Here is a 17,913-nt window from a genome sequence, read left to right on the forward strand (position 1 = left end):
CCGCTAATTCGAGGATCGTCACTCTACGTAGCCGAAGCGGCCTACAAGCCAGGAACAACGTGCGCGCCCAGGCGAGAAAAGCCGTCCACCATCATCGTCAATCCTGGAAGCGCACGTCCAGCCACGACGTGAAGCCGTGCCAGGTGGCTGTCGGGTCGTGGCGCCGGTAGTACTCGCCCGCGGCCTCGCTCCCCAAGCGGATCACCGCCCCAACAGCACACGCGATGACCGCCGTCACCGTGAGGCCCTGCTGCGCCGAGTACCACAAGGGGAGCAACGGCTGGAGATGATCCAACTGTTGCTGATTGTCCGGCAGCAGCACCGCGTCGGGGCTGTAGACGACTCCGAGCAGCAAGGAGATGGTCACGAGCAGCAATGTCCAGCGCACGATCGTGCGTGTATACGGAGTCCGCCGAGGTACCGCCATCGCCGTGCCCGACAGCAGCGTGCCCAACCCGGTGGCCAGGATCGTCGCGCCGGTCAGGTGCACGTAGACGGCCTCGATGACCATGGCCTCGATGCGCGTCCACGGGCCCAGCGTCTCCACCAGGCCGCCGTATCTCAGCAGCAGGAACCCGGCCGCGGCGGCCTGGCCGAGTTCCAGCGCGGCGCACGCCGTCACCAGCCGGAAAGCCACCCGCACGGGATGCACACGCCGACGGTACGACGGGATAGGGCAGGATGGAGTCGACGTTTCGTAACGAAGGAGTCAAGCGCATGACCCTGAGCAAGCCTGAAGTGACGCTGCCCGACGGTCCGCCGCCCGCCGATCTGGTCATCGAGGACATCACTGTGGGTGATGGGCCGGAGGCCGTGGCCGGTCAGCAGGTGAGTGTCCACTACGTCGGCGTGTCGCTGTCGACCGGCAAGGAGTTCGACGCCTCCTGGAACCGCGGGGGTGCCTTCGAGTTCGGCCTCGGTCGCGGTCAGGTCATCACCGGCTGGGACCGTGGCGTGGCCGGTATGCGCGTCGGCGGGCGTCGCAAGCTCGTCATCCCGCCGCACCTGGGCTACGGCGACCGCGGCGCGGCCGGCGTGATCAAGCCCGGCGAGACGCTGGTGTTCGTCGTGGACCTGCTCGGCACCAAGTGAGCTAGGCCGAAGCCGCCAGGTCAACGAGCGCGAGCGACGTCGCCGCACAAAGGCAAAGGCGCCAAACCCAACAAACCAGGCGAACGCACCGAGCGGCCGAACCGAGCGAACCGGAAAGGCGAGTGAGCCAGGCGAAGCGGCCAGGCAAGCGAGCCGAGCGAAGGCCCCGAGCAAAGTCGCCAGCGAAGGCGCCGAATCAAGGCGAACGCAAGGCCACCGGAAGGGCAACAACCGCCGGAGGCAGCGCGATAAAGCCCGCCGAAACCGCACAACACCGGCCGAACGACAACCACGGACGAAATCCCGTCGATCGGCCCGCAACACGCGAACCGCGAGAACACCAGGCGGTCAACGCGTACAGCGGCGAGCGCATTCCCGGCTGGCGGGACAAAATTCCCACAGCCGGGCATGCGGAAATTCACAGCCGTCCCACAGCACACACCGCAGATCGAGATGCGATGCTGGACCATCGGCGGCGGGCCGATGAGCGGGGCATACGAAGGGGTGTGCAGATGACGATGCAGTCGGCGGCACCGCGGTCGAAGCGGATCCTCATGGTGGGAGCACCGGGCGCCGGAAAAGGCACCCAGGCCAATGCGATCGCGAAGCAGTTCGGGATCACGCACATCGCGAGCGGTGATCTGCTGCGCAAACACATCGCGGACGGCACGACCATCGGCAGGACCGTCGAGGACATCGTCAACAAGGGCGAGCTGGTCCCGGACGCCGTCATCATGGACATGCTGCGCAAGCCGGTGATGGCCGCGAGCGAGACCGGCGGCTACGTGCTCGACGGGTTCCCGCGCACGGTCGAGCAGGCCGAGGCCGCGTACCGCACCGCCGGCTCCCTCGGCGTCGGCGTCCAGATCGCCGTGCACCTCGACGTGCCCGAGGAGGAGCTCATCCGCCGCCTGCTGGAGCGGGCCCGCGGCGCCGACGACACCGAGGACGTGATCCGGCACCGGATCAAGGTCTACGAGGAGAAGACCCGCCCGCTGCTGGAGTACTACTCCTCCCGCGAGCTGCTCATCCAGGTCAACGGCGCGCGTCCGGTGTCCGAGGTGACCTGGTCGATCATCGTGCAGCTCCAGCGCGCCCTGAAGCGCCCGAACACGCACACCAGCGGCATCGCGCACAAGAGCCAGGCCACCGCCGACAAAGCCGTAGCCTGACCGCCGGGGCCGCGAGAAAACACGCAGACAAGCGGCATCGCACACCAGAGCCAGGCCACCACCGAGGAAGCGGTGGCCTGACCCCAGGCGGACTACGAGGCCAGCGCCGCGGACACCACGCCCTGCGCCTCGGACTGGATCTCGGCGAGATGCTCGGGGCCCTTGAAGGACTCCGCGTACACCTTGTAGACGTCCTCGGTGCCGGACGGGCGGGCAGCGAACCATCCGGACTCCGTGACGACCTTCAGACCACCGATGGCGGCCCCGTTCCCCGGGGCCGCCGTCAGTTTCGCGGTGATCGGCTCGCCGGCGAGCGACGTGGCCGAGACCTGCGAGGGCGACAGCTTCCCGAGCACCGCCTTCTCCTCCCGCGAGGACGCGACGTCGAGCCGCGCATAGGCCGGCTCCCCGTGCCGCCCCACCAGGTCCCGGTAGTGCTCCGACGGCGTCCGCGACGTACGCGCCAGGATCTCCGACGCGAGCAGGCACAGCAGGATGCCGTCCTTGTCGGTGGTCCACACGGACCCGTCGCGCCGCAGGAACGACGCCCCCGCGCTCTCCTCGCCGCCGAACGCGACCGACCCGTCCAGCAGCCCGGGCACGAACCACTTGAAGCCGACGGGCACCTCGATCAGGGTCCGCCCGAGATCCGCGGCCACCCGGTCGATCATCGAGGACGACACCAGGGTCTTGCCGATCGCAGCGCTCGACGGCCAGCCCGAGCGGTTGCGGTACAGATAATCGATCGCGACCGCGAGGAAGTGGTTGGGGTTCATGAGCCCCGCGTCGGGAGTGACGATCCCGTGACGGTCCGCGTCCGCGTCGTTGCCGGTGGCGACCTGATACTCGGAGCGCCGCCCGATGAGCGAGGCCATCGCGTTCGGTGACGAGCAGTCCATCCGGATCTTGCCGTCCCAGTCGAGCGTCATGAACCCGAACGCCGGGTCGACCACGGGGTTGACGACGGTCAGGTCGAGCTTGTAGCGCTCCCCGATGTACGCCCAGTAGGCGACGCTCGCCCCGCCGAGCGGATCGGCGCCGATGCGCACCCCCGACGCGGCGATCGCGTCGAGGTCGATGACGGAGCCGAGGTCATCGGCGTAGGACGCCAGGAAGTCGTACCGCTGCGTCGTCTCCGCCGCCAGCGCCCGCGCGTAGGTGACCCGCTCGACCCCGGCCAGGCCGCCGCGCAGCAGCTCGTTCGCGCGGTCCTGGATCCACTTGGTGACGTCGGTGTCGGCCGGCCCTCCGTTGGGCGGGTTGTACTTGAAGCCGCCGTCCTCGGGCGGGTTGTGCGACGGGGTGACCACGACACCGTCGGCGCCCCGGTGCCGGTTCGTGAGGATCGCGTGCGACACCGCCGGCGTGGGCGTGAACCCGTCCCGGCTGTCGATCAGCACCGTCACCCCGTTGGCCGCGAACACCTCGAGCGCACTCACGGTCGCGGGTTCCGACAGCGCGTGAGTGTCGCGACCCAGGAAGAGCGGGCCACTGTACCCCTGGGAAGCCCGATAGTCGCAGATCGCCTGGCTGGTGGCGACGATGTGGTCCTCGTTGAACGAGCCGCGCAGGCTCGATCCGCGGTGACCGGAGGTGCCGAACGCGACCTGCTGGGCGGGGTCGGCCGGGTCGGGGTGGACGGCGTAGTAGCTGGTGATGAGCCGCGGCACGTCGACGAGGTCGGAGCGCTGCGCCGGCTGCCCTGCGCGGGGATGGACGGACATGGGCAATACGTTGCCACGTGGCGCCCCGGCGCACACAACGGACGCCCCGCCCACGCCCACAAAGAGCCAGAGCGGGGCAAGCGCCAGAGCGGGGCAAGCGCCAGAGCGGGGCAAGCGCCGAGGCGGGGCAAGCGCCGAGGCGGGGCAAGCGCCAGAGCGAGCCGGCCGCGACCATAGGATCGGGGCATGACCTGGGTCGCACCGCCACCACCGCCGTTCGGCGGCTCGCTCGTCGCCGACGAACGCACCCTCCTCGAGGGCTGGCTCGACTGGCAGCGCGCCGTGCTCGTCGGCAAGTGCACGGGCCTGACCGGCGCCGAGCTCGCCGAGCCGTCCGTGCCGCCCTCGACGATGTCCCTGCTCGGCCTCGTGCGCCACCTCACCGACGTCGAGCGGGAATGGTTCCACGCCCGATTCCACGGGCGCCCGGTGCAGTACACCTATCGCCGCCCCGACTCGAAGGACGCCGCGTTCGACGAGGTCGATCCGGCCCACGCCGAGCGGGACTACACCAGGCTGATCGACGAGTGGCGCTCCTCGCGGGCCTCGGTGGCCGGCAGCCGGCTGGACGACGCGTTCGAGGACGACCTGCGCGGGCCGATGTCGCTGCGGGCGGTGTACCTCCACCTCATCCAGGAGTACGCGCGCCACAACGGCCACGCGGATCTGCTGCGCCAGCGCATCGACGGCGAGACCGGCTGAACAAACAGCGCCCCGCGGAGGGCCGGGCGCGTCGGGGCGTGGGCAGGGCTGCGCGAGACCGGGCACCGCCCGGGCAAAGCCGGGCGCGTCCGGGCGTGGGCAGGGCTGCGCGAGACCCGGCAAAGCCGGGCGTGAACAGGGCTGCGCGGGACCGGGCACTGCCCGGGCAGAGCCGTGCGAGACCCGGGCACGGCCCTGCTCGGGCAGGGCCCGGCCCGATGCCGGCTGGGCCCGCGGCGGGCGGGCCCAGCCTGACCGTCGTCCGTCATCCTTTCCGGCGGGTCACCATCCCCGGCCGCATCGCGGCCAGCCCGAGGCACACCGTGATCACGCCGATCACGACGTTGCTCGCGATCGTGCCGCCCGTGGCGTAACCGCGCTGGATGACCCACGGCGCGATGATCGTCCACACGCCGAGCACCACCGGCACCCACGCCAGGCCGTGCGTACGGCCGTAGGCGACGGCGAAACTGAACGCGAGGACAGCGATCGCGATGCCGCAGATGAAGTTGTTGACGGACAGGTTCGCCTCGAAGGGCGAGAACCCCACCACCCACGGGGACACCGTGAGGTAGAGCCCCGCGAGCACCAGGGCACCGTCGGTCATGCGCGCGGCGGGTGTCTCCGACACCTGATCGTAGTGGGCGCGCAACTCGGCGATGTCCGGATGCCCCTCGAGGTCTGCGATGGGTCGGACCATGACGACCCCCTTCCGGTCGGATGAGGGAGGACTAACCCGAAACCTGTGGAACTAACACCGCGGGGCGGCCGAACTATCAGCGGACCGGACGCGGCGGGGCGGCGCTGCAGACGCCCTGCTCCGCCGCGTCCGGCTGGTTTCGCGTGGGAGCCGCGAGTGGGGGTTCGGCATCACCTCCATGGGGGTCGATGGGTGCGGTGACCCTAGCGCCGCTTGTCCCGGGAGCGCTCCCATGCCAGAATCCTCGTCACCTCGCGGATGGGAGCCGCCGGGGCACTGCCAGCAATGCCGTTGCCACCCAACGCCATTGCGCTTCGTAGTGCCCGCCCCCCGGTTCGTAACTTTCACGAGGAGCGAGATGTCCACACCCCAACGCGGGCCGAAACGCCGGCTCCGCGCGTTGGCCGTCGGCGCGCTGATCGCCGGCAGCTTTATTGCCCTGCCGGCCGGCACCGCCCATGCCGCGACCGGCTGCTCGGTGGTGTACACCGTGCGCAGCCAGTGGCCGACCGGCTTCACCGGCGACCTGGTCGTCACCAACCTGGGTGACGCACTGACGAGCTGGAACGTCACCTGGACCTACGCGGGTAACCAGACCGTCACGCAGAGCTGGAACGGCGACTTCACCCAGTCCGGCAAGAACGTGACCATCAAGAACGCCGCCTGGAACGGGAGCCTGCCCTCGGGCGGGACGGTCAACCCCGGATTCAACGCCAACTACAGCGGCACGAACACGAACCCGACGAGCTTCTCGCTCAACGGCACCCCGTGCACCGGCCCGAACACGGCCCCGTCGGTGTCGCTGACCGCCCCGGCGGCCAACACGCGCTACTCGGCGCCGGCCTCGATCGCGATGACGGCGTCGGCCACCGACCCGGACACGGGCGATTCGATCGCGAAGGTCGAGTTCTACCACGACGGCCTGCTGCTGGGCACCGACACCACCGCCCCGTTCACCTACAACTGGACCGGCGTGCCGGCCCAGACGGCGGCGTACAGCCTGCAGGCGAAGGCCTACGACAGCAAGGGCGCGGTGGGCACCTCCACCGCGGTGCCGGTCTTCGTCGACCCGGTCACCGGGCCGTCGATCGTCGCGACGCCCACCACGCTGACGGTGCCCGAGGGCGGCTCCACCCCGCTGTCGGTCAAGCTCAACCAGGCGCCCACGTCGAACGTGACGGTGGCGGTCGCCCGCACCGGGGACACCGACATCACCGTCGCGCCCGCGTCGCTGACCTTCACCACCGCGAACTGGAACACCGCGCAGACGGTGACGGTCTCGGCGGCGCAGGACGCGGACTCGACCAACGGCACGGCGACGCTCACCCTCAGCGCCAGCGGCTGGACCTCGGCCACCGTCAGCGCGATCGAGAGCGACGACGACGTGGCCGGCGGCGTGTACGTGCAGCGCTTCCTGGAGCAGTACAACAAGATCCACGGCAACGGGTACTTCTCCTCGGAGGGCGTGCCCTACCACGCGATCGAGACGCTCGTCGTCGAGGCGCCCGACTGGGGCCACGAGACGACCTCGGAGGCGTTCAGCTTCTGGATCTGGATGGAGGCGCAGTACGGCCGCGTGAAGGGTGACTGGGCCCCGTTCAACAAGGCCTGGGACACGATGGAGAAGTACATCATCCCGACCCACGCCAACCAGACGACCGGCGGCTACAACCCGAACGACCCGGCCGACTACGCGCCGGAGGCCGACCAGCCCAGCCTGTACCCGCAGCAGGGCGGCCACCTCGACTCGTCCATCAAGGTCGGCGTCGACCCGCTGTACAACGAGCTCGTCTCGACGTACGGCAACTCCGACGTGTACGGCATGCACTGGATCGAGGACGTCGACAACGTCTACGGCTACAGCTCCTGCACGCCGGTGGCCGGCTCGAAGGTGTCGTTCATCAACACCTACCAGCGCGGCCCGCAGGAGTCGGTGTGGGAGACCGTCGCCCACCCGTCCTGCGAGACGTTCGCCTACGGCGCCAAGCAGAACGGCGGCTACCTGCCGCTGTTCATCGACGGCACCCCGGCGAAGCAGTGGCGCTACACCAACGCCCCCGACGCCGACGCCCGCGCGGTCGAGGCGGCCTACTGGGCGCTGCAGTGGGCCACGGCCCAGAACAAGCAGGCCGACGTGGCGGCGACCGTCGCCAAGGCGGCGAAGATGGGTGACTACCTGCGCTACGCGATGTACGACAAGTACTTCAAGAAGCCGGGCTGCACCTCGGTCAACTGCGCGGCCGGCACCGGCAAGGACTCCGCGGCCTACCTGATGTCGTGGTACTACGCCTGGGGCGGCGACGCGGGCGGCCAGTGGGCGTGGCGCATCGGTTCCAGCCACAACCACCAGGGCTACCAGAACCCGCTCGCGGCGTGGGCGCTGTCCAACGTCTCGGCGCTGACCCCGAAGTCCCCGACCGCGAAGGCCGACTGGCAGACCAGCCTCGGCCGCCAGCTCGAGTTCTACCAGTGGCTGCAGTCGTCCGAGGGCGCCTTCGCCGGCGGCGCGACGAACAGCTGGGGCGGCAACTACTCGGCCCCGCCGGCCGGCACGCCGACGTTCTACGGCATGGCCTACGACGTGCAGCCGGTGTACCACGACCCGCCGTCGAACCAGTGGTTCGGCTTCCAGGCCTGGTCGATCGAGCGCGTGGCGGAGTACTACTACGCGACCGGCGACGCCAAGGCCAAGACGATGCTCGACAAGTGGGTCAGCTGGGCGATCGCGAACACCACGTTCTCCTCGAACGGCGACTTCCAGATCCCGGACACCCTGTCCTGGACCGGCGCCCCGGCCACCTGGAACCCGTCCAGCCCGGCCGCGAACACCAACCTGCACGTCTCGGTCGTGAGCAAGGGCACCGACGTCGGCGTGGCCGCCGCGTACGCGCGGCTGCTGACCTACTACGGCGCCAAGGCGAACGACACCTCGGCGAAGACGACGGCCAAGAAGCTGCTGGACGGCATCTGGCTGCACACCGACTCGCAGGGTGTCGGCATTCCGGAGACCCGGACCGACTACAACCGCTTCGACGACGTGTGGTCCTCGTCCAACCAGCAGGGCCTGTACATCCCGTCGGGCTACAGCGGCGTCATGCCCAACGGTGACGTGATCGCCCCCGGCAAGTCCTTCCTGGACATCCGCTCCTTCTACAAGAACGACCCGAACTGGCCGGCCGTGCAGTCGTACCTCAACGGCGGCTCGGCCCCGACGTTCACGTTCCACCGGTTCTGGGCCCAGTCCGACATCGCCATGGCGATGGCCGACTACGGCCTGCTGATCGGCAGCTGACGCAAGCAGGCCCAGTCCGACATCGCCATCGCGATGGCCGACTACGGCCTGCTGATCGGCAGCTGACGCAAGGGGCGCCCCGTCGCGAGGCGGGGCGCCCACCGGCTTATCCGTCGGAAATTTCCGACGTATAGTGGGCGGCGTGCAGGAGACCGCCGTGTTCGCGGCGCTGGCCAACCCGGTCCGCCGCGAAGTCCTCAGGGTGCTGCGCGACGAGGGCCCGCAGCCCGTCGCCACCCTGGCCGCCCGCTTCGACCTCGCCCGCCCGAGCTTCTCCGAGCACCTGCGGGTGCTGCGGGAGGCCGGCCTCGCCAGCGAGACGCGATCCGGCCGTCAGCGGGTGTACCGCCTCGAACCCGCCCCCCTCGCCACGGTCCGCGACTGGCTCGAACCGTTCGAGCGCTTCTGGGCCCGCAAGCTCGCCGGCCTCGGCCGCGTCCTCGACGAGCTGCCGTGACCGAGCTGTCGGCGGGCGCGTTCTACCCGCACCCGCCCGCCAAGGTCTGGCGCGCGCTCACCGAGCCGGAGCTGATCGCCCGCTGGCTCATGCCCGGCGACTTCCGCCTCGAGGTCGGGCACCGCTATCCGATGCGGGTCCAGCCGCTGCCCGCCGCCGGGTTCTCCGGCCGGATCGAGGCCGAGGTGCTCGCCTTCGACGCCGGGCGCATGCTCCGCGTGGCGTGGACCGACACCGAGAGCGGCGCGACGTGGACCCTCACCTGGACGCTGCACCCCGAGGGCCGCGGCACCCGCCTGCTGCTGCACCAGGCGGGCGGCCCGGGCCTGGAGGGGGCCGCGCACGTCATGGCCGGCGGCTGGCGCAGCCGGATCGCCGCACGACTCACGGAGGTGCTCGATGCGCTCTGACATCCGCGACGACTACGCGGCCCTCGCCGACGGGTTCCTGGCCCGCATCCGCGCGGCGCCCGCCGGGGCCTGGGACGGCCCGAGCCCGCGCCCCGGCTGGACCGCCCGCGACGTGGTCGCCCACCTCGTCGACGGCCACCGCGGCTTGCTGTTCATGGCGGGCGGCCCGGCCCCGGCGCCGGCCGACGGGATCGGGGTGGGCCCGATGGCCGGCGCACCGCCCGTGGCGCCCGGGGCCGACCTGGCCGCCGCGTTCACGCGGGTCCGCGACGATATGCTGACCATGCTGGCCGACCCGGCGCGGACCGCGCTGCGGCTGCCCGGCGGGCCGATGGGCGCCGTGCCCATCCCGCAGGCCGTATCGGTCGTCGGCAGCGTGGAGGTGCTCGTGCACACCTGGGACCTGGCCCGCGCCACCGGCGGCGACGAGGCCCTCGACCCGGCGCAGGTCGCGCGCGTGCACGCCGCGGCCGAACCGTTCGCGGCCGGGCTGCTCGCCACCGGCGCCTTCGGGCCGCCGATCGAGCCACCCGCGGGCGCGGACGCGCAGACGAGGTTCCTGAGCTTCGTGGGCAGACGCGCATGACCCGTGACGAGCTGCTCGCGCACTGCCTCGCCAAGCCCGGCGCCTGGGAGGACCAGCCGTGGGAGGGCGACGTGGTGGCGAAGGTCGGACCCAAGATCTTCGCGTTCGTCGGCTCGGAGTCCGTCGGGGTCAAGTGCGCGCCGAGCCGTGAGGCGGCCGACGAGTGGCTGCACCGGTACCCCGGCGACGCCTCCGTCATGGCGTACATCGGCCGCTCCGGCTGGAACACGCTGCGCCTCGGCGGTGCCATTCCCGACGAGGAGATCTTCGAGGTCGTCGACGAGTCCTACCGCTGGGTCGTGTCGAAGCTGCCGAAGAAGGACCGCCCCGCTCAGTGAGCGCCGTGACCGCCGGGGGCTCAGAGGTCGTAGGCGGTGAGCGTGTTCCCGGCGGCCACGCACAGCCGCGAGCCCGACCCGGCGAGCCTGAACGCGTTCGGCTCGTCGAGCTGCGTGTCGCGCTGCCCGGTGACCGGGTCGACGATCGCCACCCCGTCCGTCGTCGCCACGAACACCCGGTCGCCGGCGGCGATGATGTCGGCGAAGTCCCAGTCGAAGTTCCACCGCTCGGCCCCGCCGGCCGGGTCGAGGCCGGTCAGCGTGCCGTCCTCGTGCACCACGACGATCCCGCGCCCGGTCAGCAGCGGCGCGCCGTCGGCCAGGAAGCCGCCCGGGGCGTCGTACTGCCAGCGCACCTGCCCCGACGCCGCGTCGAAGGCGTGCACCGACTCGTTGCGGTACAGGTAGTCGTCGTCGACATAGCGCATCCCGAGCGCCACCACGAGCGGCCCGAGCACCACCGGGCGCCCGAACACGTGCCCCTCGGGCGCCGCCACGCCCCACTTGCGGGCGCCGGTCGCCGCGTCGTGGGCGGCCAGCTCGCGCGCGGCGGCGAAGATCGTCCCGCCCGCGGCGAGCAGGTCGAACGGGCCGTCGCCGGCCTGGACCGGCTGCCGCCACGCGTCCGCCGGGCCGGAGAAGCCGAGCAGGCCGCGGCCGCCAGTGCCGTCAGCGCCAGCAGTGCCAGCAGTGCCTTCAGTGCCGTCGGCGACCGTCACCACGGCGCCCTGCTCGGTCAGGACCACATCGCCGACGTACCCGGAAAACGCCCGCCGCCAGCGTTCCGTGCCGTCGCCGACGGCCGCCACGCGGACCTGGCCGGCGCCGCCCTCCTGGGTGCGCAGCACGAACCCGTCCCCGGCAACCCGGACCGGCGCGTCCCCGGCCCGGCTGGTCTGCACCGTGTTGCGGCCGAGGTCCTGCTGCCACCGCACCTTGCCGTCGCCGGCCCCGTAGGCGGTCAGCGTCCGGCCCAGGGCGAGCAGTGTGTCGCCGGCGAGCAGCAGCGCGTCGGGCTCGTCGGGCAGCGGCACCCGCCAGCGCCGCCCGGTCGACACGGCCCCGGGCACGGCCGGCCCGTGGTCGTCGCGGAAGCCGTACCACGCCAGGGCACCCCCGACCGCGAGCGCTCCGGCCCCGGTGGTCGCGGCCCGCAGGAAGGTGCGGCGGTTCATCGGGCGATCGTACGGCCGCCCCCGCGTCGAATCCGCGCCGCCCCGTTCGTCGTCTCCGTGACCGCAACCGTTCGAGGATGGGATGCAGAACATGGCGAAGTACCTCCTGCTGATCTACGGCGACGAGCAGCGCTGGGACGCCGAGACCGCCGCGGAGCGCGCGGCGAAGGACGCCGGGCACCGGGCGTTCGCCGCCGCGGCCGGCCCGGGCCTGGTCAGCGGCCACGAGTTCGAGACGACCGCGACCGCGACGACGCTGCGCTCGAGCACCGGCGAGCGGCCCACGCCGACGGACGGGCCGTTCCTGGAGACGAAGGAGGCCATCGGCGGCTTCTACGTCATCGAGGCCCCCGACCTCGACGCGGCGCTGAGCCTCGCGTCGCGGCTGCCGGAGCTGGCGTCCGGGCACGGCGGGGTGGAGATCCGCCCGATCGTGGATCACGGGTGACGGTCGCCGAGGCCGTGGAGCGGGCCCACCGTGAGGAGTGGGCCCGCGTCCTGGCCGCCACCGCCCGGTTCACCCGCGACCTCGACCTCGCCGAGGAGTGCGTCCAGGACGCGTACGCCCGGGCGCTGGACACCTGGCCCGAGGCCGGCGTGCCCGAGCGGCCCGGCGCCTGGCTGACCACCGTCGCCCGCAACCGCGCCCTGGACCGGCTGCGCCGCGAGTCGCACCTGCGCCGGATGCTGCCGCTGCTCGTCACCGACGAGGTCGCCCCGCCCGCCGACGACCGGCTCGGCCTCGTGCTCATGTGCTGCCACCCGGCCCTGTCCCGCGACGCCCAGGTCGCGCTCACGCTGCGGCTGGTCGGCGGGTTGTCCACGGCCGAGGTGGCGCGGGCGTACCTGGTGCCGGAGCCGGCCATGGCCGCCCGGATCACGCGCGCCAAGCGCAAGATCGCCGCGGCCCGGATCCCGTTGCGCGTCCCCGGGCCCGGGGAGCTGCCGGAGCGGGTCGCGGCCGCGTGCGAGGTCGTCCACCTCGTCTACACGACCGGGCACACCGCCCCCGGCGGCTCCGGGCTGCAGCGCACCGACCTGGCCGACGGGGCGCTGGCGATCGCGCGGATGCTGCGCCTGCTGCTGCCCCGCGACGCCGAGGTGGCCGGCCTGCTCGCGCTCCTGCTGCTGCTCGACGCCCGGCGGGACGCCCGCACCGCCGCGGACGGGCGGATGCTGCTGCTGGCCGAGCAGGACCGCACGCGGTGGGACGCCGGCCGCATCGCCGAGGGCACCGCGCTGCTGGGCGAGGCCCTGCGCCGGCCGCCGAGCCGGTGGGCCGTGCAGGCCGCGATCGCCGCGGTCCACGCGGAGTCCCCGAGCTGGGAGGCGACCGACTGGTCCGAGATCTGCGGGCTGTACGACGTGCTGCTCTCGCTGTGGCCCTCGCCCGTCGTGCGGCTCAACCGGGCCGTCGCGCTCGGCTTCCGCGACGGGCCCGCGGCCGGGCTCGCCGCGCTGGAACCGCTGCTCGCCGAGCCCGCCCTCGCCGGGTACGGCTACCTCGCCGCCGCCCGCGCGGACTTCCTGCGCCGCCTCGGCCGCACCGCCGACGCGGCCCTGGCCTACGAGGAGGCGATCGCCCTCACCCTGAATGATGTCGAGCGCGCATTTCTGACTCGGCGCCTCTCCGGGCTGCGGAGCAACGGATAATCGTCACGAAACGTCTGGTTCAGTGCACGGTGCACCAACCCCGACGGAGGAGTCTTGACGAGCATGTCCCGCCGCCGCCTGATCGGCGCCGGCCTGGCCACGGTGGCGACCGGCCTCCTCGCGAGCGACGCCATCGCCCTGCAACGGACGCCCGCGAGCATGTCGATGTCGCCGCCGCCGGCCCTGCGCCCGCCACCGGCGAAGCCGTCGCCCTCCCCCAGCCCGTCGCCGACCCTGGCGCCGCTGAGCCGTCCGGTGTACACGCTCAAGGAGTTCCGCCAGATCGTCCCCGGCCCCGACTTCCCGCCCAACGCCGTGGCCCTCACCATCGACGACGGCCCCCACCCGGCCTGGACCCCCGAGGTGCTGCGGCTGCTCGAGCGCTACCACGTGCAGGCCACGTTCTGCCTGATCGGCAACCAGATCCTCGGCCACGAGGCGGTCGCCCGCAGCGTCGTCGCGGCCGGGCACCACGTCGCCAACCACACGTGGAGCCACCCGGCCCAGCTGTCCACCATGGCGCCCGACCGCGTCCAGCAGGAGCTCGACCGCGCCCAGGAGAAGATCCACGACTCCACGGGGCACACGCCCACGATCTTCCGCGCGCCGGGCGGCACCTGCTCCCCGGCCGTCTTCGGCGCCGCCGCGAAGGCCGGGATGATCCCGGTCAACTGGGACCGCGACCCCCGCGACTGGACCAAGCCGGGCACGTCCGCGATCACGAACAAGCTGCTCGCGGCGACCGCGGGCGACATCCTGCTGTGCCACGACGGCGGCGGCGACCGCTCCCAGACGTGCGCCGCGCTGCGCACCGTGATCCCGGCGCTGCAGGCCCGCGGGCTGCAGTTCGTCCTGCTGGGCGCCCAGCTATAAAGGTGGGCCGGGCGCCCCTGGTGCCCCGGTCACCCCGGGTTCAGCTGGAGGCGCGGCGGACGGCGGCGCGGGCCGCCTCGGGCGTGTCGGCGGCCAGCGCGGCCTTGGCGATCTGCCGGCACTCCTCGAGCGTGTGCGCGGCGAGGGACTCGCGCACGGCCGGGATGCTGCGCGGGGCCATCGACAGGCTGGAGATGCCCAGCCCGGTGAGGACCAGCGCGAAGTCCGGGTCGGCCGCGGACTCCCCGCACACGCCGACCGGCTTGCCGGCCTCGAGGCCCGCCGTGGCGCAGGCGGCGATGAGCGCGATCAGGGCCGGCTGCCACGGGTCGAGCAGCTCCGCCAGGTCACCGGCCATCCGGTCGGCGGCGAAGGTGTACTGACTCAGATCGTTCGTCCCGAGGCTCAGGAAGTCCACGTCGCGCAGGATCGCCGGGGCCCGCAGCGCGGCCGCCGGCACCTCGATCATCACGCCGGCCGTGGGCAGGCCGTGCGCACGGCACGCCTCGGCGAACGCGGCGGCCTCGGCGGCGGTCGCGACCATCGGCGCCATCACCCACACGTCGGCGCTGTTCGCGGCCGCGGCGGTGGCGATCGCGCCGAGCTGGGTGGCGAGCACCTCCGGCGAGCGGCGGGCGACCCGCAGGCCGCGCACGCCCAGGGCCGGGTTCGGCTCGCCGGCCATGCGCAGGAACGGCAGGGGCTTGTCGGCGCCGGCGTCCAGGGTGCGCACCACGACCTTCTTGCCGGGCAGGGCCGCGAACACCGCGGAGTACGCCGCCACCTGCTCCTGCTCCGAGGGGGCGTCGGTGCGGTCGAGGTACAGCAGCTCCGTGCGGAACAGCCCGACGCCCTCAGCGTCGCTGGTCAGGTCGCGGGCCGAGCCGACGTTGCCCAGCAGCGCGACCGGGTGCCCGTCGGCGGTGCGGCCCGGGCCCTGCGAGGCGGCGCGGCGGGTGCGCAGCTCGGCGGCCGCGGCGTTGACGGCCGCCGCCTCCGCCTCCGTCACGCCCACCGACACGGTGCCCGACGCGCCGTCGAGCGCGACGAGCGTCAGGTCGGCCACGTCGGCGATGCCCGTGCAGCGCACCGCGGCCGGGATGCCCAGGGTGCGGGCCAGGATCGCGGTGTGGCTGGTCGGGCCGCCCTCGGCGGTGACCAGGCCGAGCACCACCGCCGGGTCCAGGCCGGCGGTGTCGGCCGGGGCCAGGTCCCGCGCGACGAGGATGAACGGGTGCCCCGGCGACGGGATGCCCGGCATCGGCAGCCCGAGGCAGGCGGCGACGAGCCGGTCGCGCAGGTCGTCGAGGTCGCTGATCCGCTCGGCGAGGTATCCGCCGGCCGCCTCGAACGCCGCCCGATGCTCGGCGAGGGCCGCGGCGAGGGCGTGCGGGGCGGCCGAGCCGGCGTCGATCGCGGCGTCGGCCGCGTCGGTCAGCATCTCGTCGGTGGCCATGAGCACCTGGGCCCGCAGCACCTCGGCGACGGTGTCCTCGGCCGCGGCGTCGGCGCGGCGGTTCAGCTCCGCCGCGACCGCCTCGACCGCGGCGCGCACCCGCGCCTTCTCCGCCCCGGCGTCGGCGACGGGCGACGGCGCGGGCAGCGCGGGCGGGGGCGCCAGGTGCAGCACCGGGCCCGCCGCGCGGCCCGGGCTCACCCCGATCCCGGACAGGTCAGGCATCGGGGGCGTCCAGGTCGCGGGCGAGCAGCTCGGCCAGCGCGTCCAGGGCGGCCTCGGCCCCGTCGCCGTTGGCCTCGAGGGTCACTTCCGTGCCCTGCTTGGCGCCGAGGGACAGCACCCCCAGCATGCTACGGGCCGGGACCGGCTTCCTGGCCCCGTTGGTGCTGATGGTCACCGGCACGGCCTGCTTCGCCGCGGCGGCGACGAACAGGGCGGCGGGGCGGGCGTGCAGGCCGCTGGCCGAGCCGACGACGACGGTCCTGGTGGGCACGACTTGCCTCCTAAGGTTCGACGGTCACCTTGATCGCCTCGCCGCGGGCGACGATCCCGAAGGCGTCGAGCGCGTCCTGCAGCGGCAGCCGGTGGGTGATGAGGTCGGCGACGGGGACGGCGCCCTCGGCGATGAGCCGCAGCGCCTCCTTGTTGTGCTGGGGGCTGGAGCCGTTCGCGCCGACGATGGTCAGCTCGCGGTAGTGCACGAGGTTCGAGTCGAGCGCGATGACCGGCTTGTCCTTGGGCAGCCCGCCGAAGAAGCTGATCCGGCCCTGCCGCGCGGCCATCTGCACCGCCTGCTCCTGGGCCGCGCCCGCCGCGGCGGCGGTGATGACGACGTCGGCCCCCCCGCCCCTCGGTCAGCTTCAGCACCGCGTCCACGACATCGGTCTCCGAGCCGCATATGGCGGCGTCGGGGTGCACGAGGTTCGCGGCGAGGTCGAGCCGCTCGCGGTTGAGGTCGACGAGGAACACGCGGGCGGCGCCGCGGGCCCGGGCCAGCCGCACGTGCAGGCAGCCGATCGGGCCGGAGCCCATGACGACCACGTCGTCGCCCTCGCCGACGCCGGCCAGGTTCTGCCCGTTGAGCACGCAGGCGAGGGGCTCGGCGACGGAGGCCTCGGCGAAGCTCAGCCCGCCGGGGATGCGGTTGAGGCCGTCGACGGCGAGCACGTTCGGCGGCACGATCATGTACTCCGCGAACCCGCCGTCGAAGTGGTAGCCCATCGACACCTGGTTGGGACAGACCGTCATCCGGCCCCGGCGGCACTCGGCGCACTGCCCGCACGGGATCGCCGCGATGACCTGCACCCGGTCCCCGGCCGACCATCCCTGCACGTCCGCGCCGGCCTCGACGACCTCGCCGGCGATCTCGTGGCCCATGACCCGCGGCGGCACGATGTGGTGATGGCCGAAGTTCAAGATCTTGACGTCGGTACCGCACGTCGAGCACGCCCGCACCCGGATCTTCACGTCGCCGGGGCCGGGCGACGGCTCGGGTGCGTCCTCGATGCGGACGTCGCCGGGGGCATGGAACCGTACAACTCTCACGATCGCTCCAAAACAAGCAGGTCGAGCACTTCGTCGGCACTGGTCGCGGCGCGCAGCCGGGCCGCCTGGTCGGGGTCCATCAGGATCTCGGCGAGCGCGGCGAGGATGTCCACGTGACCGTCGCCGGCGGCGGCGATCGCGACGCACACGCGCACGTCCTCGCCGCCCCAGTCGACGCCGTCGGGGAACGCGAGCACCGCGAGGGCGTCGCGCACGACGGTCTCCTTGCTGTTGAGGGTGCCGTGCGGGATCGCGACGCCCTCGCCGATGTACGTGGAGACGCTCTGCTCGCGCTCGAGCATCGCCTCGACGTACGCCGGGCCGACCGCCCCGATCTCGACCAGCACGGCGCCGCAGCGGCGGATGGCCTCGTCCCGCGATCCGGCCCGCTCGCCGAGCCGGATCGCGTCGCGGGCGAGCAGGTCACCCACTGAGTTCACCGCCGCGCTGCACCACCTGCACGACCTTCGTGACGGCGGGGTCGCCGATGAACACCTGGAACGCGATGATGACCTTGTCGGGGGCGCTCACCCGGGCCCGGGCCGCGAGGCCCTTGTGGCACAGCACGACGTCGGCGTCGGCCGGGATCGAGTTGACCGGGGTGTGCTCGACGGTCACCTGGTTCTTGGCGAGCTGGCGCTTGAGCGTGCTGGCGAGCATCACGCTGCTGCCCATGCCCGCGTCGCACGCGACGACGACCTTCTTGATGTCGCTTCCGTTGATGCTCGGCATGCC

Annotated in this window: 19 protein-coding genes and 1 pseudogene; 11 read left to right on the top strand and 9 right to left on the bottom strand. The window is 72.6% G+C overall.

The window, feature by feature from the left end; translation table 11 throughout:
• Nucleotides 1-97: 97 nt before the first annotated feature.
• Entirely contained in the window at nucleotides 98-652 is a 555-nt protein-coding gene (locus tag AC6JBM_RS16270; RefSeq protein ID WP_497984432.1) for a hypothetical protein, read from the bottom strand.
• A gap of 65 nt (nucleotides 653-717) precedes the next feature.
• Between AC6JBM_RS16270 and AC6JBM_RS16275 the strand changes: the two genes are divergently transcribed.
• Together AC6JBM_RS16275 and AC6JBM_RS16280 are read left to right on the top strand one after the other, a co-directional pair.
• Nucleotides 718-1,092 carry an FKBP-type peptidyl-prolyl cis-trans isomerase gene (locus tag AC6JBM_RS16275; RefSeq protein ID WP_433604139.1) on the top strand — a complete coding sequence of 125 codons (375 nt, stop codon included), beginning with the start codon at nucleotides 718-720 and terminating at the stop codon, nucleotides 1,090-1,092.
• 512 nt (nucleotides 1,093-1,604) lie between these two features.
• A complete protein-coding gene (locus AC6JBM_RS16280; protein WP_497984433.1) occupies nucleotides 1,605-2,264 on the top strand; it encodes an adenylate kinase in 660 nt (219 codons plus the stop codon).
• Between the two features lie 92 nt (nucleotides 2,265-2,356).
• On the opposite strand, the gene pgm is transcribed toward AC6JBM_RS16280, so the two are convergent.
• Complete coding sequence (gene pgm / locus AC6JBM_RS16285) at nucleotides 2,357-3,988, bottom strand: phosphoglucomutase (alpha-D-glucose-1,6-bisphosphate-dependent) (RefSeq protein WP_497984434.1); 1,632 nt, start codon at nucleotides 3,986-3,988, stop codon at nucleotides 2,357-2,359.
• 186 nt (nucleotides 3,989-4,174) lie between these two features.
• Between pgm and AC6JBM_RS16290 the strand changes: the two genes are divergently transcribed.
• Nucleotides 4,175-4,690, top strand: coding sequence for a DinB family protein (locus tag AC6JBM_RS16290; RefSeq protein WP_497984435.1), 516 nt, complete (start codon nucleotides 4,175-4,177; stop codon nucleotides 4,688-4,690).
• A gap of 265 nt (nucleotides 4,691-4,955) precedes the next feature.
• On the opposite strand, the gene AC6JBM_RS16295 is transcribed toward AC6JBM_RS16290, so the two are convergent.
• The gene (locus AC6JBM_RS16295; RefSeq protein WP_497984436.1) at nucleotides 4,956-5,390 is read right to left on the bottom strand and encodes an SPW repeat protein; all 435 of its coding nucleotides are present in this window, start codon (nucleotides 5,388-5,390) and stop codon (nucleotides 4,956-4,958) included.
• Nucleotides 5,391-5,748: 358 nt separating this feature from the next.
• Between AC6JBM_RS16295 and AC6JBM_RS16300 the strand changes: the two genes are divergently transcribed.
• The 5 genes from AC6JBM_RS16300 (at nucleotide 5,749) to AC6JBM_RS16320 (ending at nucleotide 10,473) form a co-directional block, all read left to right on the top strand.
• The gene (locus AC6JBM_RS16300; RefSeq protein WP_497984437.1) at nucleotides 5,749-8,682 is read left to right on the top strand and encodes a glycoside hydrolase family 48 protein; all 2,934 of its coding nucleotides are present in this window, start codon (nucleotides 5,749-5,751) and stop codon (nucleotides 8,680-8,682) included.
• A gap of 142 nt (nucleotides 8,683-8,824) precedes the next feature.
• Nucleotides 8,825-9,139: an ArsR/SmtB family transcription factor gene (locus AC6JBM_RS16305; RefSeq protein ID WP_497984438.1), complete on the top strand. Its 315-nt coding sequence runs from the start codon at nucleotides 8,825-8,827 to the stop codon at nucleotides 9,137-9,139.
• A complete protein-coding gene (locus AC6JBM_RS16310) occupies nucleotides 9,136-9,549 on the top strand; it encodes an SRPBCC family protein (protein WP_497984439.1) in 414 nt (137 codons plus the stop codon). The genes AC6JBM_RS16305 and AC6JBM_RS16310 overlap by 4 nt, the downstream gene beginning before the upstream one ends.
• Nucleotides 9,539-10,135 carry a TIGR03086 family metal-binding protein gene (locus AC6JBM_RS16315; protein WP_497984440.1) on the top strand — a complete coding sequence of 199 codons (597 nt, stop codon included), beginning with the start codon at nucleotides 9,539-9,541 and terminating at the stop codon, nucleotides 10,133-10,135. The genes AC6JBM_RS16310 and AC6JBM_RS16315 overlap by 11 nt, the downstream gene beginning before the upstream one ends.
• Nucleotides 10,132-10,473: an MmcQ/YjbR family DNA-binding protein gene (locus tag AC6JBM_RS16320; RefSeq protein ID WP_497984441.1), complete on the top strand. Its 342-nt coding sequence runs from the start codon at nucleotides 10,132-10,134 to the stop codon at nucleotides 10,471-10,473. The genes AC6JBM_RS16315 and AC6JBM_RS16320 overlap by 4 nt, the downstream gene beginning before the upstream one ends.
• 20 nt (nucleotides 10,474-10,493) lie before the next feature.
• Here the strand turns inward: AC6JBM_RS16320 and AC6JBM_RS16325 are convergent, their stop codons facing one another.
• Nucleotides 10,494-11,648, bottom strand: a complete 1,155-nt coding sequence (locus AC6JBM_RS16325; protein ID WP_497984442.1) for an outer membrane protein assembly factor BamB family protein — start codon at nucleotides 11,646-11,648, stop codon at nucleotides 10,494-10,496.
• A 91-nt stretch (nucleotides 11,649-11,739) separates the two neighbouring features.
• On the opposite strand from AC6JBM_RS16325, the gene AC6JBM_RS16330 reads away from it, so the two are divergent.
• The 3 genes from AC6JBM_RS16330 (at nucleotide 11,740) to AC6JBM_RS16340 (ending at nucleotide 14,174) form a co-directional block, all read left to right on the top strand.
• The gene (locus AC6JBM_RS16330) at nucleotides 11,740-12,096 is read left to right on the top strand and encodes a YciI family protein (RefSeq protein WP_497984443.1); all 357 of its coding nucleotides are present in this window, start codon (nucleotides 11,740-11,742) and stop codon (nucleotides 12,094-12,096) included.
• On the top strand, nucleotides 12,093-13,301 hold the full coding sequence (locus tag AC6JBM_RS16335) for an RNA polymerase sigma factor (protein WP_497984444.1): 1,209 nt from the start codon (nucleotides 12,093-12,095) through the stop codon (nucleotides 13,299-13,301). The genes AC6JBM_RS16330 and AC6JBM_RS16335 overlap by 4 nt, the downstream gene beginning before the upstream one ends.
• A gap of 63 nt (nucleotides 13,302-13,364) precedes the next feature.
• Nucleotides 13,365-14,174, top strand: a complete 810-nt coding sequence (locus AC6JBM_RS16340; protein WP_497986472.1) for a polysaccharide deacetylase family protein — start codon at nucleotides 13,365-13,367, stop codon at nucleotides 14,172-14,174.
• 40 nt (nucleotides 14,175-14,214) lie between these two features.
• Here AC6JBM_RS16340 and ptsP read toward each other — a convergent pair whose 3' ends face one another.
• The 5 genes and pseudogenes from ptsP to AC6JBM_RS16365 all read right to left on the bottom strand — a co-directional run bounded on the left by ptsP (nucleotide 14,215) and on the right by AC6JBM_RS16365 (nucleotide 17,910).
• Nucleotides 14,215-15,855: a phosphoenolpyruvate--protein phosphotransferase gene (gene ptsP, locus AC6JBM_RS16345; protein WP_497984445.1), complete on the bottom strand. Its 1,641-nt coding sequence runs from the start codon at nucleotides 15,853-15,855 to the stop codon at nucleotides 14,215-14,217.
• Nucleotides 15,848-16,126, bottom strand: a complete 279-nt coding sequence (locus AC6JBM_RS16350) for an HPr family phosphocarrier protein (protein WP_497984446.1) — start codon at nucleotides 16,124-16,126, stop codon at nucleotides 15,848-15,850. The genes ptsP and AC6JBM_RS16350 overlap by 8 nt, the downstream gene beginning before the upstream one ends.
• 10 nt (nucleotides 16,127-16,136) lie before the next feature.
• Nucleotides 16,137-17,178, bottom strand: a pseudogene (locus tag AC6JBM_RS16355) (zinc-dependent dehydrogenase).
• The gene (locus AC6JBM_RS16360; RefSeq protein ID WP_497984447.1) at nucleotides 17,175-17,609 is read right to left on the bottom strand and encodes a PTS mannitol transporter subunit IIA; all 435 of its coding nucleotides are present in this window, start codon (nucleotides 17,607-17,609) and stop codon (nucleotides 17,175-17,177) included. The pseudogene AC6JBM_RS16355 and the gene AC6JBM_RS16360 overlap by 4 nt, the downstream one beginning before the upstream one ends.
• On the bottom strand, nucleotides 17,602-17,910 hold the full coding sequence (locus tag AC6JBM_RS16365) for a PTS sugar transporter subunit IIBC family protein (RefSeq protein ID WP_350617982.1): 309 nt from the start codon (nucleotides 17,908-17,910) through the stop codon (nucleotides 17,602-17,604). The genes AC6JBM_RS16360 and AC6JBM_RS16365 overlap by 8 nt, the downstream gene beginning before the upstream one ends.
• Between the last annotated feature and the right edge of the window lie 3 nt (nucleotides 17,911-17,913).

The sequence above is a fragment of the Dactylosporangium thailandense genome, assembly GCF_059739745.1.

Coding starts and splice junctions, on each gene's coding strand:
- AC6JBM_RS16275 (WP_433604139.1), top strand. CDS start 718: ATGACCCTGAGCAAGCCTGAAGTGACGCTGCCCGACGGTCCGCCGCCC.
- AC6JBM_RS16280 (WP_497984433.1), top strand. CDS start 1,605: ATGACGATGCAGTCGGCGGCACCGCGGTCGAAGCGGATCCTCATGGTG.
- pgm (WP_497984434.1), bottom strand. CDS start 3,988: ATGTCCGTCCATCCCCGCGCAGGGCAGCCGGCGCAGCGCTCCGACCTC.
- AC6JBM_RS16290 (WP_497984435.1), top strand. CDS start 4,175: ATGACCTGGGTCGCACCGCCACCACCGCCGTTCGGCGGCTCGCTCGTC.
- AC6JBM_RS16295 (WP_497984436.1), bottom strand. CDS start 5,390: ATGGTCCGACCCATCGCAGACCTCGAGGGGCATCCGGACATCGCCGAG.
- AC6JBM_RS16300 (WP_497984437.1), top strand. CDS start 5,749: ATGTCCACACCCCAACGCGGGCCGAAACGCCGGCTCCGCGCGTTGGCC.
- AC6JBM_RS16315 (WP_497984440.1), top strand. CDS start 9,539: ATGCGCTCTGACATCCGCGACGACTACGCGGCCCTCGCCGACGGGTTC.
- AC6JBM_RS16320 (WP_497984441.1), top strand. CDS start 10,132: ATGACCCGTGACGAGCTGCTCGCGCACTGCCTCGCCAAGCCCGGCGCC.
- AC6JBM_RS16325 (WP_497984442.1), bottom strand. CDS start 11,648: ATGAACCGCCGCACCTTCCTGCGGGCCGCGACCACCGGGGCCGGAGCG.
- AC6JBM_RS16330 (WP_497984443.1), top strand. CDS start 11,740: ATGGCGAAGTACCTCCTGCTGATCTACGGCGACGAGCAGCGCTGGGAC.
- AC6JBM_RS16340 (WP_497986472.1), top strand. CDS start 13,365: ATGTCCCGCCGCCGCCTGATCGGCGCCGGCCTGGCCACGGTGGCGACC.
- ptsP (WP_497984445.1), bottom strand. CDS start 15,855: ATGCCTGACCTGTCCGGGATCGGGGTGAGCCCGGGCCGCGCGGCGGGC.
- AC6JBM_RS16365 (WP_350617982.1), bottom strand. CDS start 17,910: ATGCCGAGCATCAACGGAAGCGACATCAAGAAGGTCGTCGTCGCGTGC.